The sequence below is a fragment of the Ruegeria sp. CDSA193 genome (genome assembly GCF_059611885.1).
The window spans coordinates 448,382-465,301 of record NZ_JBXWPN010000002.1; the positions used below are offsets into that span (position 1 = coordinate 448,382).

The window sequence follows — 16,920 nt, forward strand, 5'->3', positions numbered from 1 at the left end:
TCCTCAATGAGCCGTGCGCGCGCGTGGATCAAGCAGCGCATTGATCAGATCGGCCAATGCGGTCGACACCACGAACAAAGCTGTTGATACTAGGACAGAGCCCATCACAATCGGGTAGTTTCGGGTCGTAATGCTGTCGATGACCAGTTTGCCCAAACCAGGTCGGGCAAAGACGATTTCAGCGAAAACCGCCGAGCTGAGAAGAAAACCCATCCCAACACCGATTACGGTAACCACGGGCAAAATGGCGATCCGCAGCGCGTACACCATGACCACGCGACGTTCGGCGATACCAAAGGCTCGGGCCGTGCGGACATGGCTTTCACCCATAACCTCCAGCATCGACGCGCGTACCAACCGGGCAATATAGCCAACCCAACTGAGCCCGATGGCAAAGGCGGGCAGGACCAAATGGTCAAGACGGTCAAGGAAGCCTTCCCCGGCACCGATCGCGGGAAACCACTGTAGATGCACTGCAAAAACCAAAAGAGCCAAGAGCGCGACAACAAAGGCCGGAGCGGCCACAAAACTGACAGATATCGCGGCGGCAACTCGGTCGATCAACGTATTGGGATGCGCAGCCGCATAGGCGCCGAGTGCGATGCCCAGCGTAGCTGACCACAGGATCGACGCGAAAATCAGTTCCAATGTGAATGGTAGTTGCTGGAACACGATGTCAGTCACGGAACGACCCGAAAAGACATCGGTTCCCAAGTCACCCTGCAAGAGGTTTCCGTAAAAAATCAAAAGCTGTTTCCAGATTGGCTGGTCCAGCCCCAACGCTACTGTGAGTTGGGCCTGAAGCTCGGGCGTGGCGCGTGGGCCGAGCATGATTTGGACCGGGTCGCCTGGCACGGCGCGGATCATCAGGAACATGACGGTGACCGCCACGAACAGGATAAGCAGCGACAGCCCGAAGCGACGGGTTGCGAATTTCAGCATGGCCAACTGGCTCCTTTTGGCTTGATGGCGTTGGTGTTGGTACGGCGAGCGTTACGCACCCGCCGCACCCGGTCGACCTGGGGAGATCAGGTCGCCTTGCCAAAATAGCGAAGCAGGGACAGGCCATCTGGCCGCAGCGCTGGAATGACGCGTGCGCTGTGGATAACCGGTGTCGCCTCGTGAGTGATAAAGCGATAAGCACCGCTTTCTTCCATCAGATCCTGCGCACGCTGATACATTTCAGCTCGCTTTGCGATGTCCGTTTCAGCAGCCGCAGATTCATGGATTTCGTTAAATTCCGGGCTGTTAAACCGTTCCCAGTTCCATTTCCCGATCTGTTCTGGTGTGAACCACGACGTCGCATAATACGGATCAGGCGTCATCGAGAAACGGTTCAGAACAAGCTGTAGGTTCTCATTGTCACCGGACGCCCAGAATGCCCCAGATTCCAGAACGTTAACCTCAACCGTGATTCCGATCTGCGCCAGCGTCGCCTGAATAATCTGTGCAGTTGTTGTAAAGGTCGTCTTGTTCAACGTATCGAGGGTTAGCGTGACATTGGTTTCACCGGATTCCGCGAGCAACTGCGCGGCTTTCTCGAAGTTCGCCTCAGGTGGTACAAGCGAAGATGGCCGATGGCCAGCAAGGCCCGGTGCGATGATGCCGGTAGCCGGTTCAGCAGCTCCAAAATATGCTGCCTCCAGGATGCTCGGAACATCCACTGCGTGCTGAATTGCCTGCCGCAGTTTTTGATTTTGCAGCTTTGGATGCTCGACGTTCATTCCCATCCAGACATAGTAAAGCGAGGGTTTCTCAACCAGCGATCCACCATTGGGAACCCCGGCGCGATACCGCTCAACCGAGCCCAGCGACACGCGAGTTACGTCCAACTCGCCTGCCTCGAACGCAATCTCGGCCGTGTTTTCATCATCGATCGGATAGATCTCGACGGTATCCCAAGCGGGGGCATCCCCTTTCCAGTCAGGGTTGCGCTTTAGAACGGTCTTTTCTTTGGGCGACCAACTGTCTCGCAGATACGGGCCGGATTCCGCAACCGGATCAGCACCGATCCGGCCACCGGCGGCTTCGACCGCTGCCTTCGAGACGATGTTTCCAGTAATATACGGCAGGGCAATCGACCAGATCGGGGCAAACGGGCTGTTCAGAACGATTGTCCCTTCACGGTCTCCTGTCACTTCAACATGGCTGAATGGCCCTAGGTCGGGCTTATTCGGACTGTCGGTCGAGTCGTCCACGATCCGTTCCATGCTGAATTTGACGTCTTCAGCAGTCATCGCGCCAAATCCGTTGGTGAATCCAATATCGTCACGCAATGCGAACTTGATATGGGTCGGGTCAACCTGCTCGATCATAGTTGCCGCATCCATCTGCCAACCCCATTCCTCGCCCGGCTTGTATTGGATCAGCTTGTTGTAGATGGAGGCATGCACTTCTTCTTCAACGACACCAACGGAATGTGCTGGATCCATGTTCTGTGCATCACCATAAGCCCGCACCCGCAGAACACCGTCATCTGCTGCAAACGCGCGGTTCGCCCACCCCATCGGAAGCGCTGTAGCGGCCCCAAGCGCTGTTGCGCCTTTCAGAAACCTCCGGCGACCAACATTGGCCTTTGTCCATTCGATCTTCATAGTATCCTCCCTTAGATTAAGTCAGAGAAGTCCGCGTGGAACGGTTTCGGACCATTCCCTTGTTAGGACTTCGATTTCATTTGCGCCTTCAGTGGCGCGTAGTTTGCGGTAGAGATAGAAATTCTCGGTGCCACAGCTCATGCGGCACTCGGTCGTGATGGCGACCTGCCATTCTTCGCGCTCGAACGAAAAACTCCAAGCGGTCTCGAAATACGCGGTTGTCGGATCATCGGGGTGAATGCGGTAAAGCATGCGTACGTCGCTACCAACAATCAGATCGTGGTAGGGATCGCGCGTTTTACCATAGTCATCAAACGTCTCCAGAACCACGCAACCGCTTTCCGTCACCGTGCGTTCTGATTGCGCTGAAGGTAAACGCAACTGCTCAGCTGCCAGAACCGGATACGCCTGCGCCGGGCCGGGTTCAGAGGCTTGAATTTCATGCGTAACTTCACGCACTGGCAGATGCAGAGCACAGTCTAGCAAGTGTAAAGTTACCGTGGCTGATTGAGGTGCTGGCCAGACAATCGGCCAGTAAGACGTCGACAACGCCAGTCGCAAAACGTGGCCCTCGCGCAAATGGTGCGCACATTCGTTCAGCGTGATTTCAGCCTCGTAGATCTCACCTGGTTGCAGGACCTGCGGCGTCTCATGACTGTGGTAGTGACACAGGTTCAACGGACGATAGCTGATCCGCTGTGACACACCTTCGGGTGAAACATCACACAGCCGCGCGACAAGCTGGGCAACAGGCTGATCCACTGAAAACTGGAACTTTAGCTTTGCCCGACCCAGCAGCTCGAGCGGTGCTTGCAGCGGCGAGCTGTCAAAACAGACCGAAAAGGCATCATCACCGGCCTGATCCCCTGCAAGTTCATTGTCGATACGCATGCCCGCACAGAAATATCCGCCTTCCCCACCAACATGGTTGGGCGACGTGACAACGACCGTACCAACCACCGGGTCCCGCGAAAACCCACCAGGAACCAGATGCCAGACCCGTTCTGAGACATGAGGTGACGGCCATGCCGTCTCTGCAATCCAACGACCTTTCCGAGGACCGTTTTGCGCAGTCGGATTGAAGTGTTCCTGCATGTATGTCCGATAGGCAGGCAAGTCCTCGGCGCCGTTTTGTTGTCCCTTCAGCCAGCGGTCAAACCATCCGACGACTTCGGAATGAAAATCTGCGGGATCAAGCTTTGAGATGTGCGGATAGCGGTGTTCCCACGGCCCAATGATAGCTTTGGTTGGCGCCGTCAGGTTTGCTGCCAAAGCCGGAGGCGCATTGACGTAAGCATCTGCCCAGCCTGTAATCGCCAAGACAGGGGTTTGGATCGCGGTCCAATCCTCGCAAACTGAGCCGTGCTTCCAATATGGGTCGCGCGTCTGATGTCGCAGCCAATCTGCAGAAGAGAATGGGACGTTTTGCAGTCGGGCAAACCAGTCCTGTCGCCAATCTGCGCGAAGCTCTGGATCAGCTGGGCGCGTCAGATAGGCAAACATCTGACTGCCCCAATTCATGTTGTCACTCAGCAGGCACCCACCCATGAAATGGATGTCATCGCCATATCGATCCACAGTCGAAGCGACACTGACGATGGCTTTCAGTGCAGGTGGTTGCCTGAAGGCCAGCTGCAGACCATTAAACCCGCCCCAAGATATCCCAATCATCCCGACATTGCCGTCACACCAATCCTGCGCGGCAATCCAGGCTATGACTTCCTCACCATCATGCAGTTCCTGTTCCGAGTATTCGTCATCGAATTGCCCTTCGCTGTCCCCGGTGCCAGCTATGTCGACCCGAATACAGGCATAGCCCGCCTTTGCAAAAACCGTGTGTGTTGTTTCGTCTCTGGGCGCGGTGCCGTCACGTTTGCGATATGGCAGATATTCCAGAATGGCCGGTGTGGGGCCTGTCTCGGGCAACCAGAGGCGCGCCGCAAGCCGTCGCCCATCGGCAAGTGTGATCCATGTGTTTTCGATTGTTTCGATTGGCATCTGAAGCTTGTCTGTTACGATCTGATGCTGAAGAAGAAACCGATTTGCAGATAAATCAAATTGTGCAATCTTATGCGAGTTGACGCAGTTTGCAGTGATATAGCGTCAAAACGCGAAAGGTTTTTCTTGTGTCCGAGTATTTTTCTGCCAACTTACGATCGTTGTGCGCAGAGCATGGAAACATTTCGCAGATTTGCCGCGAAATCGGCGTCAATAGACAGCAATTCAATCGCTATTTGAATGGCTCCAGCCTGCCCTCTGCCCATAACATGCGCCGCATTGCACGTCATTTCGACCTGACCGAAGCACAGCTTTTCGAGGAAACTGCAAGCTTCGAACGAATGCTAAGAGGCGTCCTGCCACAAGTTGGGAAAACGCCCACAGATGCGTTTTTGGAACCCTTCCGGGGGCAACAGAAGAACTTGCGGCGCTATATAGGTTTTTATCATTCCTATTTCTGCACGCCATCTTGGGAAGGAAAAATCTTCTGTTCATTGATCCGCATTCAGGAAGTTGAAGGGCTAATCACGATCCGGTCCCGTGAAATTGCCACGTCTCCAGACAAGAGCATGCATCAGATTTCGCGCTACGCTGGCTTTGTAACTATGCGCGGGAACAGGATATTCGTGACCGAACACGAGCTCGCGCGCGAAGGCAGCGTTTCAAATACAATCTTGTACTCGGCGCATCGCCAGCAACTGAAGTATTTGCGAGGGATGACCATGGGCGTTGCTTGGCGCCCATACCCCCATCCATACGCAGCCAAAACAATCTGGAAACGTCTGCACGAACGCGTAACTGCGCGCGAGGCGATCGCAGCTTGTGGCATTTACCCAATTCAAAGTAATAGGATTGATCCAACTGTCAGAAAGCACCTGACCGAGGTTTGAATCGCCGGATTGACATAAGCGGCAGCACCGTTCTTTAGGTGCTGACTCCAATTCCGATAGCAATTTTTCGTCCAAACTGTACGAGATCAATTCGTACCAGTTCTTCGAGACAGCACTGACAATGCCGCAAGTCTAGCTCGTGCAACGGGTAATGTTCGTCTCTGATTGCTGCGAAGAGGCGGACTATGACCCAGGCATCACCACCGATCTGGCAATACCATGTGCGCGCAGTAGCATTTGTGCTGCTTCTGCAAACATGCTGCCTGTCTGACGTCTGGCACGAAACACTGGTCAGAACTTAATCCACCGCTGCACGAAAACGCCGCCCCCGATCAAAGGGGCGGCGCAAGGTTCGTAACGCTATAGGTTGATTACTCGGCAGCCTGTGTGCTTGCGTCAGCATGCTTGTCACGCTGTCCGTCGCGGTAAAGCGCTTTGGTCAGCGAGACCATCATCAGGGCCATCACCATGGTAAATGGCAATGCACCGATGATCATCGCGTTGCGCAACGCATCCATCGGGTTGTTTTCCCCTGCAGCAAGGATCAGCGCGCCGATCACAGCCGTCAGGATCACCCCCCAGATGATGCGGTGCTTGATGCCGGTCTCCTGGCTGCCGCCGGACATGATGGTGTTCATCACCAGAATGCCCGAGTCAGCTGAGGTCACCAGGAAGGTCATGATCAGGATCACGCACATGACGTTCAGCATGGACAGCAGCCCTCCGTCGATCATATAGGACAGGGTCACGAACAGCTTGTTTGTGTTCGAGGCACCAATGATCGCGCCTTCTGCGGCACCGGCCAGTTCCAGATCAATCGCGGTGCCACCCAGTACAGTCATCCAGGCGAAGCACACCAGTGCCGGTGCAAGCACGCAGCCCAGAATGAACTCACGCACGGAGCGACCTTTGGAGATACGCGCCAGGAACAGGCCCACAAACGGCGAGAACGCAATCCACCAGGCCCAGTAGAACGTGGTCCAACCGGCCTGCCAGCCGAATTGACGGCCCTGCTCACCAGCGGCATATGCCGCGGCCAGCGTGGCCTCGTCCAGTTCAGCTGCTGCGCCCTCCAGACCGCTCTTGAAGCCATCAAAGCTGCCCCAGGCGTTGGTTGCGCCACCCATCAGGGCATCCGCATGTGCCTGCGCTTCGGCAGGCAGAGCCGCCGCAAAGGCCTCGGCTGACAGCGGGCCATAGGCACCAAAGCTCAGCGAGAGGAAGTTCAGAAGGTAATCAACCAGGGCTGTACCATAGGTGGTCATAGCAAAGACAAAGGACCCGAAGATCACAAACGTGCCCAGCAGGATGATCGACAGGACAAGGTTCAGGTTCGACAGGTATTTAACACCCCGGCCAACACCCGACACCGCCGAAATGATGGACAAGCCCATGATAACGACCAGACCAGCAATCAGACCAACTTTGCTTGGCGTCGGAACATCTCCGCCAAAGTCCATGATCCATTCCATGCCGGTGATGGCATAGAGACCGTCGATGAACTGGCTGACGCCAAAACCGATGGTCACGGACACACCCAGGATCGTTGCAACAACGCCCAGAACGTCGACCACATGGCCAAGGAATCCGTTCATCAAACGACCGAACAGCGGGGTCAGAGCCGCACGGATGGTCAGAGGCATGTCACGGGTATAGGCGTAATAGGCCAGCGACAGGCCAGTCACCACATAGATCGCCCAGGCGTGGAAGCCATAGTGCAGGAAGGTATACCGATAGGCCGACTGAACGGAGTCGGGATCGTTGCCAGCAACTGCACCGGACACGACCTCGGGGTTTGATCCCCACAGGCCCAGCGGTTCAGCGGTCGCAAAGACCATCAGGCCGACACCCAGACCGGCACCAAACATCATCGAGAACCACGAGAAGTTCGAGAACTCGGGCTTTTCGCCAGGTGTTCCCATGACCCGCTTCCCTGTCGACGGCAGGATCGCCACAATCACCAGAAAGATGGCAAACAGGCCGACAATAACAATGTAGAAGCTGTTGAAGATTTCCAGCAGCTTGCCATTCCAGCTACCGAGGGTGCTGTTGGCATTGGCTGGGAAGACAAGCGCCCACAGTACAAGGGCAACCATGATGCCCTTGCTGATCAGCGCAATCGGTACGCTGTAATTCTCATAGAAACCGGCATCCGCCGTTTCTATCTCTAGATCCGTAAATGGTTCAGGTAATGACATAAGGTTCCTCCCAGTTGTCACTTTTTCATTATTTTTCCGCACAGGTTAGTTGGCTTTGTACCATGAACCCGACGGGCCTTTGGTTCGAACACACGTGCCAATCTTCTCATGCAGCGTGGCGGTTAGCGCTACGTCTCCGGTAGCGGCACATTCAAGGATTACCGACGGCTCACATCTGGCAGGCGAGCATTGCTCGCCGACTGAAACGACGCGATCAGGTTCAGAAGTGGTCACGTCTGGCTCCAAATTCGGCAATTCCGATTCAGAGCAGAATGCAGCTAGAGGGCGATATCAGTCAAACTCAATTAGCTTTAATTAACTTCAGTAAAGATGAAGTCGGTAACTTTCCTTGCCAGAATTCAACAACCGCACGGATCTACTTAGGTGCATGCATAGGGTCGACACTAATGATCTGACCCGCGCCAACAGGTCGTAACCTTTGAATAGCGTTGGGCCTATCCCGCCCTATCCGACGCGAAACCGGTTCAGTCAATTTCGGCCTCGGCCGGGTTGGTAACAGCTACAGTCCCCGTCGCATAGATCTCTATCAGGGCTTCGCCAGTCTGTGATCCATCTAGCTCCACCTCAATGATCTCAAGGAATTTTTCGGTCTCAATCGCAGCCGCCGCCACTGTCCGCATATAGATTTCCCAAAGATTATACTTGCGTTTGGGCGAAAGATTCCCATCATTCGATATGCAGTCTCGTATTGTGAGAATTTCATTAACATGCACCTAGAACGTCTGATCCAGATACTTGAAATCATCGCAGTCGTCGGACGCCCTGTTTCGGTGGCAGAGGTTCAACGTGCAACCGATCTGCCCAAGCCCACATGTTACCGGCTCATTCAGTCACTTGTTGAACAAAATCTCCTCGACGAACCCTCTGATGACGGAAAATACATCATTGGCGAGCGGATGATCAGGATTGCCTTGCTTGGAAAGTCCGATGCCGATGTCCGACGCTGTGCAGCCCCCCTCATGCGCCTCGCAGCGACAAATTTTAATGAAACGGTTTTTCTTGCGCGCTTTCGCGACAACAAAGTTGAAATCATCCACGTAGAAACACCCGATGATCCCGCTCGTGCCTTCATTCATCCGGGCTTGGGCGTACGTCCCATGCATGCCTGCTCGTGCTCGAAAGCCATTGCCGCTTTTGCGGAACCGGAATTTCGCGAAAGCATCATGTCAGGGAGCCTGAAGGCGTATACTGAACACACCAAGACGTCCGAAGATGAGCTACGCCGCGAATTCGAGATAATTAGCGAACGCGGCTTTGCCGATTGTGATCAGGAAATCGACATCGGAATTGCCAGCGTTGCGGCACCGGTATCGATCGGCAACATCGGAGCTACGTTCAGTATTGGTGCGGTTGGCCCCATTCGCCGGTTCCGCACCGAATACCGCATCGAGATCGGCGAGAAACTGAAAGGCTTGTCCAAGAAGGTCAGTGGCGCAATCCAGCTGTGCAACGTAACGGATACATAAGGAAACGAATAACTAAGGGCCCTTTTGGCCAAAAGGATGACACTGAGAATAGGAAAAATTCAACAAACCGGAGGAAACCAAATGAACCTGAGACCAGATCCAACGTTTCACGCCTCGCCTAAGCTTGCAATGCAGGCACCGGTGGAAAACTACGCCTTCACTGTAATGCTCAGCCCGGACGGATCGCAATCTGATGGCATCGCGGTCATTGACCTCAAACCGGACTCCGACACCTATGGCCAGATCGTACATCAGGTCATTGTTCCCAACAAAGGCGACGAATTTCACCATTTCGGCTGGAACGCCTGTTCGTCATCTCTGTCTCCTCTGACCGGGCACGCCTTTCTGGAACGACGTTATCTGATCGTACCTGGAATCCGATCCTCACGTATTTACGTCATCGACGTGAAAGACCCGTTGAAGGCCAAGATCCACAAGACGATCGAACCCGAAGAACTATTTGCAAAAACCGGTTATTCGCGCCCGCACACCATCCATTGCGGTCCCGAAGGGATCTATGTTTCCTGCCTTGGAGGTGGCGGCGAAGACGGTACAGACGGACCTCCGGGCATCTTCATCATGGATTGCGAGACGTTCGAAATAATCGGGCAATACGAGATGGATCGCGGCAAGCAGGACAAGCACTATGATTTCTGGTGGAATCTGCCGCAGGACTACATGGTTAGTTCCGAATGGGGTTTGCCGCCGCAGTTTGAAAACGGTGTGGTGCCCGAGGACCTGTTGTCGAACAAGTATGGCCATTCGATCCACTTCTGGGACTTGCGCGCGCGCAAGAATATCCAGACGATGGATTTCGGCGACAATTACCAGATGGCACTGGAAATTCGCCCTGCGCATGACCCGACAAAATCTTATGGTTTCTGTGGTGTCGTGGTGGACACCACCAACCTGCAAGGCGCAATTTTCACATGGTGGCGCGGTGACGACGGCAAATGGCAGTCCAAGAAAACGATCACCATCGATCCGCGCCCCGAAAAGCCCGAGAACCTGCCGCCACTGTTGCAAGGGTTCGAGGCCGTGCCGCCGCTGGTCACCGATATCGACCTGAGCCTAGACGACAAATACCTCTATGTTGCGTGCTGGGGGCTGGGCGAGATGCATCAATACGATGTCAGCGACCCGATGAACCCGAAGCTGACCGGAAAAGTCGAGCTGGGCGGCATCGCCCGCGGCACCAAGCACTCCAACGGCAAGGATTTTGCCTATGGCCCGCAAATGGTAGAAATCAGCCGCGACGGCAAGCGCGTCTACTGGACCAACTCGCTTTATTCCACCTGGGACAACCAGTTCTATCCCGACGACGAAGGCGGACAAATGGTGATGGCCGATGTGGGCGAAAACGGGGGGCTGACGCTGAACAATGACTTTTATGTCGACTTCCCCAAAGGTCTGCGCAGTCACCAAATTCGCCTGGAAGGCGGTGACTGTTCGACCGACAGCTTCTGCTATCCGTCCGTCTAAGAAATGGGCGACATAACAACAATGACAGCCCTTTGGTGGGCTGTCATTTTTTCTGGACTCTACCACGGTATCAACCCCGGCATGGGTTGGCCGTTGGCCGTTTCGGCGGCGTTGATGGAGCGAAAGCACAGCGCCCTGCCAAAAGCGCTGGCAATGTTGGCCACGGGGCATTTCCTCGCGATGATTGGCATCTTGTTGCCATTCTCACTGATGATGTTCCTTGTTCAGTGGGAAGTTCAAATCCGCGTGGTCGCCGGGCTTTTGGTTATCGCCATGGGCCTCTATCTGCTGATCAACCGAAGACATCCGAAAATTCTGGCGCGCGTGCACCCTGCCCGGTTGGCGCTCTGGTCATTCCTCGCTGCGATGGCGCATGGGGCTGGTTTGATGCTGGTGCCGATTTTTCTGGGCATCTGTGCGATTGGAGCGAACGAAACCGGTCATGCCGCAGCACAAACACTTATGAGCAGCAACGTGACGACTGCGTTTCTTGTTGCAGCAGTACACACGTTGTCGATGACAATTGCTGGCGGCACCATCGCAGTTGTGATCTACCTTTGGCTGGGGCTCAGGTTCCTCTCAAAGACATGGTTCAATCTTGATGTCGTTTGGGCACTCAGCCTCATCGCCGTCGGAGCATTCGGACTCTATGCAGCACTTTTAGGCCATTGAAATCGGTCACCCGACCAAATGGCACCTGTTCACGAGCTGGCAGAAACCCGCAATCCCGGCAGTTAATCTTTCAACGCATCTACTGGCACCTAAAGCACCGCGTTGCCGATTTAGTCAGGTGGAATTTCTCCTGCAGGCTCTGCCGCAAACTTTTCAACTTGATTGCCTGGAATAACCCCGACCGGCATGATGCGTGAGTCAATCTGCAAAGCGGACGCTCAACACGCTCTCGTTCAAAGGATGCCATTTTCCAAAGCACATCGTTGTTCACGCAATCTACTTTTACTCACGATACTCAGTGCCTTAACGCGACCTGGAGCAGATATTGGCTGAGCGGGGCGTTGCGGTTGATCATGTGACAATCAGCAGATTGGGTGGTGAAATTCTCGCCCCAGGTCAAGATTGAGACGCATAAACGTAAGCGCCCTGGTGCAGTTTCATGGCGCATGGACGAAACCTATCTCAAAGTGCGCGGCCATTGGATGTATAGGTATCGGGCGGTTGATCGCGACGGCGAAACCCTTGATTTTATGCCGTCTGAAAGTCGCGATACCGCGGCGGCCAAGCAATTCTTCGCGGAGGCATTGGTCAACAAGGACATTCCGTTGCAGATCGTGGTCGACAAAACCGTCCCTCTCGCTGCAAAATCTGTTTTCATTCCAAGATCAAACATCTTCTTTAAACTGCTTACGCAACCAGTCCACAAAGATCTCGACCTCTGGTCGTACAGCTTTTTTGGAAACAGGTTGCATTAGGAAATGTGCATCCGGGTGTGGCAACGGTTTGCCGGCAAATCGAACGCCCGAGGCGAGCCCATTTTCGGTATTAACCAGTCGCGAGAACACTATGGCATAGCCACCGCCACTCGCGACAAGTTGCAGCGCAGAAATGGTTGTGTCTACCAGGTATTGCGGAGCGTCTTGCGGCTTGGTGCAATCATATGCGCTCAAGTATCTTTCCCAATGGCCTTCATGGCCTAATATGTGAACAAATGGACCAGACAGCAGATCCTGCACTTGCTTTGCACTGTTCTTCCGACCTTTGGTGCATATCGGGACGATCGCTTCATCAGAGAGTTTCTCGGAGAGTGCGTCGGTCCAGTTGCCACGACCCAAGCGCAGCTCTACGTCGATCTCTTCTAAATTGGTGGTCTCTGTCCAGATATTTGTCACAAGGCGAAGATTTATCGTCGGGTGGTCTTTCTTGAACGACGGAAGACGGGGCGCAAGCCAAAGTGAAGCGGTCGATATCGGCGCTTTGATCGTAACTGTCTTCGTCGCCATCGACCCGAAAAGGTTTGCCGAGGCCATATCGATATCAGCAAGCGCCTGCCGGACAGTTGAACAATAAGCCTGACCAAGCTCTGTGAGAGACAGGTGTCTTGCGCGCCTCACAAATAACTTGTGCTGCAACTGCTGTTCCAATGATCGGATGTGCAGGCTGACGGCAGCCTGCGTCAGCCCCAATTCGACGCTTGCACTGGTAAAATTCAGATGTCGGGCCGCGGCTTCAAAGCTACGCAGCCAGGTTAGACTTATCTGGTTGGACGGCATTTACCACCACGAAAAATTTACGATAGATCGTTTTATCTATCAATTTTCTTCTATCAGCAAGTTCCCAAATTTGATCTTGTTTTGTTCTTTCACTCGACCAGGAGATACGGGCATGACTGAAAAAAACATAAATCAGCAGGTAATTGGGGTTCTGTCGCAAACTTTTTGGATGGCAGAACATCAGTGGAATTGATTAGCAGTTTACCCCGCCAGTTGGGCGAACTGCTGAAACGGACGGAGTTTGGGTGTGAATTGACCTTTGCGGATCATGTTGACCAGTTCTATGCCTGCCAGGACCGATGCGGCTGAAGCGAAAGATTTGAAGCCCAGCATGGGTCTGATCCTTCGTTTGATGAAGCGGTGATCCTGTTCAATGATGTTGTTGAGGTATTTCCGCCTGACCATATCGATCGGGATCGGACAACCAAAGCCTTTCAACATCTTGTTGATCGCCTTGATGCCAGCAGTATTGGCACCACTTTTGTCGATGACGATCTTGCGTGGCAATCCGTTCAACTCGAGAGCGCGGGCGAAGAACCTCGTCGCAGCGGCTTTGTTCCGGCGCTCGGACAACATGAAATCCAGGGTCTTGCCGTGTTTGTCGATCGCTCGGTAAAGATAAACCCATTCGCCTTTTACTTTCACATAGGTTTCATCCATGCGCCACGAACGGTCTGCGGGACGCTTTCTATACCGCCCTGTTTCAGCAAGGGGACCTGCATATCGACTGACCCAACGGTTTAGCGTCGTATGATCCAGATCAACGCTACGTTCCGCCATGATTTCTTCCAGATCCCGGTATGAAACACCGTAGCGGAGATAGAAGAAAACCGCGTGAAGGATCACGTCTTTCGGAAAATGCGCGCCCTTAAATGAGATCGTCACGGCCTGCTCCTGTCATGTTCCAGCACGCGCTACAAGAAATGCACTCGAACTGACAGGTAGGGGCGAAGTTTGCGACAGAACCACGTTCAATGTGTGCTCGCTTGGTTCGGCTTATCGTCGTCTACGCATCGGTGTTTTTAAGTTTGTGACGGAGGCAAGAGTGCTTCCAGTATCTGGTTGCGCGGCGACGCGGGCGATGAGAAAGCGGGCGCCAAGGTGCGCGCAGTGTGAACGACTGGACGCTTCTGTTACCGTGATCTGCCAGGCACCGAACGGAAGCGCCCTGCCAGCGTCAAGGGCACCCAACATGTGTTTCTCCCGTCACGAAATTTCGTCCAGTCCTGCCGGGACGGACAAGGGGGGTAGCACAAGAAATCGCACTTTCAGACAGGCTTGGTATGAATGATCACGGTTGTGGGCTACTCAATCGCCGTAGCGAAGCACAAGGCCTGTCGCAGGGAAGCACTCATTTCCAATGAGGTTTCCTTTTCGGCGGTCAGTAATCACGAACCCTTCAGATGCATAGAGCGCCTGAGCGGGACTGTTGCCTTCAAGGAGATCAATCTGCATGGTCCCGTTGCTTCGGCTCATGGCATAGCGAAGAAGTGCGCGTCCAACGCCAAGACGTGAAAGCGCAGGATCGACATAGAGCCACGTCAGTTCTGTTTCGTCGAAGGCCGCAAAACCTGCTACGACGCCGTCTCGCACGGCGACCGCCAAATCCGCGTCGAACAACCCTTCATCTTCGGAGGTTTCTTCAAGGGAACGAAAGGCGGCGACGCCGACCGTATAGGCGAGTTCGTCTTTGCGCGCCGCATCATGAATGACGCACAGACGTGGCCAATCATTTGGTTCATATGCACGGATTCGTAGTCTGTTGCCCGATGTCATGGCTTTCTGGCATTCGCAATGGATGTTTTGTGATTGGCAGTCTTCGCCTTGGCTACAGCGTTTTTACAACTGGTGGGCGTCATGCCCGTTTCCCGCTTGAAAGCGGTGTAGAACGAAGAGCGAGAGTTGAAGCCGACCTCATAAGCAATCGCCAATACCGTCGATGCGCCTTCTTCAACCAAAGGGATGGCCTCTTTGACCCGCCAACTGTTTACAAACTCAAAGAAGGATTGGCGAATGTGCTGGTTCAGCGTTTGGGACACATAGTTCAGCGACACGCCGATATGTGCCGACAAAGCGTTGAGTGTTAGATTAGGGTCGCGATACAAATGTTCTTTCTCCATCGCGAGAATAAGCTTACGCGCTATCCGTTCAGACTGGTCCGAACCTAAAGCGCTCTTTACATATTTTTTGCTGTGCGGCTCGTCGAGGCTTTCCAATTCCGCAGTGACGAAATCCAACTCCTTCGATGGCCTAAGCCCCCAGAGCGCAAGGGAGAGAATTACAATCAGAACCCATAGGCCATCGAGCAACGGGCCAATGGGGTCTCGTGACCCAGCAACGGCAAGCAGCTCACCGATGAGGCTTTGCAAGACATAAGTTCCCATGGCACCGGCGAGGACCGCGACCCAGCGCAATTCAAGCCCCTCGGTGCTTGAGAAATGCTGCTTGAGCAACGCAATGTGTTTCGTTTGGGTTCGGATGACCCAGAACACATAGAGCGCCCATTGGACAACAAGCGCGATGGTCAGGGCCGCGAAGCCATATATCAGGAAACCGAGACCTGGCAGGGGCTCCGGTGTGGATACTCCTGCGTACCAGACATCGCGTGATGCTTCCGGTAGCGCCATCGCGATAACTGCAAATAAGAACGCCGAGCAAGGCAATGCAAAATGAAGCGCAACCGAGCGCCTTGTCTCATACTGGCCCTTGCTCAGCGTCAACTCGCGCACATAAAGCAAGAAGACAGGCATCAGGCAAAAATTGGCAACGACACTTAACAGTGCGGTCCCATCGCGAACGGCTTGTGGAATTTCGCTGGTAAGCGTGACGAGAACCGTATCAAGCTCGCTGACAGCGAACATTACGAAAAACACCGCCAGGCTTGCCCGTGAGGACGCGCTCCACCGCTGGGACCAGCTGATCATTGCCGCCAAGACAGCGACCGCAAAAGTGGCGGCGACTGTGGCAATCAACAGGGTGTCCGGGTCAAAGGTCATAGTGCGGTCTGGCAAACTGCGTTTGGGCGGGATACCCCCAAACCCTACTTGCCAAAGTGTCTTTGCTCAACGCGTGTGCCCGTATGTCCCGTCCGCGCCGACCGGGTCGGACACATATTTGGGGCCATGCGGACGATACCGCAGCGTAAAAATGCCATGTGGGGGCTGCAGGCCGCATCCTACGGCCCCGAACATGCGAAAGGGCTGCCCCAAAATGTCACGCGATCCTGACCCCGTCACCAGTCCCGTTGGTTCGATCGTAGCACCGACCGATCCATTGGCATTTGTCGATAGTGTTTGGCTTCATGGTGCGGGTCTGGCTGGTGACACTTGGCACCCGATCACGAACGGATACACCAAGGCCTTGACACCGGACCTTCCCGGCCACGGGACCAACCCGCTCTCGCAGCCATATAGGGTAGAAGCATATGCTGAACGCTTGTCAGATAACGTGCCACCCGGATCCGTGCTCATAGGGCATTCACTTGGTGGAATGGTTGCGCTTGAACTGGCTGCCCGATTGCAGGATCGCATCAAGGCGTTAGTCTTGATCGAAACTGTTCCGACGGTGCGTGACCGACTTGTCGGGCGATTGTCTGCGACGGTCGCAGCATCCCTGTACCGCTCGTTCCCGACGTCCTTGCTCGCGAACCTCTCTGGGTTGGGCGAAAGCCGCGATACCAAGGTCGAGCTTCAGCGACAGTTGGCTCAGATGGATCGGCGGCGGATTTCGGCAGCGCTGGAGGCCGCATCCCTTTATGACGGACGCCCACGCCTCGCTGCGATAGCTGTTCCAACCCTCATTATCATCAGTAAACGAAACTCGGCGACGCACCATGGCGCGGACCTTTTGGCCCAACGTATCCGCGGGGCTGAATACGTGAAGCTGCCGGGCGGGCACATGTTACATACCGACAATCCCGTCCAACTCAGACGAAGCATCAGCGGTTTCCTGCGTCGCACAGGTGCAGCCGAAAGCTGAATCTTGCCGAACCAGATCAACTGTCGTGTGCGAAGACAAATCGCGGTTCTGCACGATGGAGCGCGAAA

Annotated in this window: 15 protein-coding genes; 6 read left to right on the forward strand and 9 right to left on the reverse strand. The window is 54.4% G+C overall.

Annotation, left to right across the window (positions count from 1 at the left end; translation table 11 throughout):
* Positions 1 to 3: 3 nt before the first annotated feature.
* From AC2FLG_RS05090 to AC2FLG_RS05100, 3 genes are all read right to left on the reverse strand, one after another.
* A complete protein-coding gene (locus AC2FLG_RS05090; protein WP_271948705.1) occupies positions 4 to 942 on the reverse strand; it encodes an ABC transporter permease in 939 nt (312 codons plus the stop codon).
* A gap of 86 nt (positions 943 to 1,028) precedes the next feature.
* Positions 1,029 to 2,594, reverse strand: a complete 1,566-nt coding sequence (locus AC2FLG_RS05095; RefSeq protein WP_496705268.1) for an ABC transporter substrate-binding protein — start codon at positions 2,592 to 2,594, stop codon at positions 1,029 to 1,031.
* A gap of 21 nt (positions 2,595 to 2,615) precedes the next feature.
* Complete coding sequence (locus tag AC2FLG_RS05100; protein ID WP_496705269.1) at positions 2,616 to 4,592, reverse strand: CocE/NonD family hydrolase; 1,977 nt, start codon at positions 4,590 to 4,592, stop codon at positions 2,616 to 2,618.
* A gap of 128 nt (positions 4,593 to 4,720) precedes the next feature.
* Between AC2FLG_RS05100 and AC2FLG_RS05105 the strand changes: the two genes are divergently transcribed.
* Positions 4,721 to 5,482, forward strand: coding sequence for a helix-turn-helix transcriptional regulator (locus AC2FLG_RS05105; protein ID WP_281972993.1), 762 nt, complete (start codon positions 4,721 to 4,723; stop codon positions 5,480 to 5,482).
* Positions 5,483 to 5,853: 371 nt separating this feature from the next.
* Here the strand turns inward: AC2FLG_RS05105 and AC2FLG_RS05110 are convergent, their stop codons facing one another.
* Together AC2FLG_RS05110 and AC2FLG_RS05115 are read right to left on the reverse strand one after the other, a co-directional pair.
* Complete coding sequence (locus tag AC2FLG_RS05110) at positions 5,854 to 7,680, reverse strand: BCCT family transporter (protein WP_496702079.1); 1,827 nt, start codon at positions 7,678 to 7,680, stop codon at positions 5,854 to 5,856.
* A gap of 485 nt (positions 7,681 to 8,165) precedes the next feature.
* Positions 8,166 to 8,321: a hypothetical protein gene (locus AC2FLG_RS05115; RefSeq protein ID WP_496705271.1), complete on the reverse strand. Its 156-nt coding sequence runs from the start codon at positions 8,319 to 8,321 to the stop codon at positions 8,166 to 8,168.
* 87 nt (positions 8,322 to 8,408) lie between these two features.
* On the opposite strand from AC2FLG_RS05115, the gene AC2FLG_RS05120 reads away from it, so the two are divergent.
* The 4 genes from AC2FLG_RS05120 (at position 8,409) to AC2FLG_RS05135 (ending at position 12,076) form a co-directional block, all read left to right on the forward strand.
* Positions 8,409 to 9,167, forward strand: a complete 759-nt coding sequence (locus tag AC2FLG_RS05120) for an IclR family transcriptional regulator (protein WP_282021716.1) — start codon at positions 8,409 to 8,411, stop codon at positions 9,165 to 9,167.
* Between the two features lie 81 nt (positions 9,168 to 9,248).
* Positions 9,249 to 10,649 carry a selenium-binding protein SBP56-related protein gene (locus AC2FLG_RS05125; protein WP_142636082.1) on the forward strand — a complete coding sequence of 467 codons (1,401 nt, stop codon included), beginning with the start codon at positions 9,249 to 9,251 and terminating at the stop codon, positions 10,647 to 10,649.
* Between the two features lie 3 nt (positions 10,650 to 10,652).
* On the forward strand, positions 10,653 to 11,321 hold the full coding sequence (locus AC2FLG_RS05130; protein WP_142636080.1) for a hypothetical protein: 669 nt from the start codon (positions 10,653 to 10,655) through the stop codon (positions 11,319 to 11,321).
* A 446-nt stretch (positions 11,322 to 11,767) separates the two neighbouring features.
* Positions 11,768 to 12,076, forward strand: a complete 309-nt coding sequence (locus tag AC2FLG_RS05135; protein ID WP_496705363.1) for a DDE-type integrase/transposase/recombinase — start codon at positions 11,768 to 11,770, stop codon at positions 12,074 to 12,076.
* On the opposite strand, the gene AC2FLG_RS05140 is transcribed toward AC2FLG_RS05135, so the two are convergent.
* From AC2FLG_RS05140 to AC2FLG_RS05155, 4 genes are all read right to left on the reverse strand, one after another.
* On the reverse strand, positions 11,987 to 12,874 hold the full coding sequence (locus tag AC2FLG_RS05140; RefSeq protein WP_496705273.1) for a LysR family transcriptional regulator: 888 nt from the start codon (positions 12,872 to 12,874) through the stop codon (positions 11,987 to 11,989). The two genes, AC2FLG_RS05135 and AC2FLG_RS05140, sit on opposite strands and share 90 nt — an antisense overlap.
* A gap of 201 nt (positions 12,875 to 13,075) precedes the next feature.
* Positions 13,076 to 13,759 carry an IS6 family transposase gene (locus AC2FLG_RS05145; protein ID WP_496705275.1) on the reverse strand — a complete coding sequence of 228 codons (684 nt, stop codon included), beginning with the start codon at positions 13,757 to 13,759 and terminating at the stop codon, positions 13,076 to 13,078.
* 423 nt (positions 13,760 to 14,182) lie between these two features.
* Complete coding sequence (locus AC2FLG_RS05150; protein ID WP_496704143.1) at positions 14,183 to 14,650, reverse strand: GNAT family N-acetyltransferase; 468 nt, start codon at positions 14,648 to 14,650, stop codon at positions 14,183 to 14,185.
* Complete coding sequence (locus AC2FLG_RS05155) at positions 14,647 to 15,870, reverse strand: helix-turn-helix domain-containing protein (RefSeq protein ID WP_496705277.1); 1,224 nt, start codon at positions 15,868 to 15,870, stop codon at positions 14,647 to 14,649. Before AC2FLG_RS05155 ends, AC2FLG_RS05150 begins: the two co-directional genes overlap by 4 nt.
* A gap of 214 nt (positions 15,871 to 16,084) precedes the next feature.
* Here AC2FLG_RS05155 and AC2FLG_RS05160 point away from each other — a divergent pair, with 214 nt between their 5' ends.
* On the forward strand, positions 16,085 to 16,852 hold the full coding sequence (locus AC2FLG_RS05160) for an alpha/beta fold hydrolase (protein WP_496705279.1): 768 nt from the start codon (positions 16,085 to 16,087) through the stop codon (positions 16,850 to 16,852).
* Positions 16,853 to 16,920 lie beyond the last annotated feature (68 nt).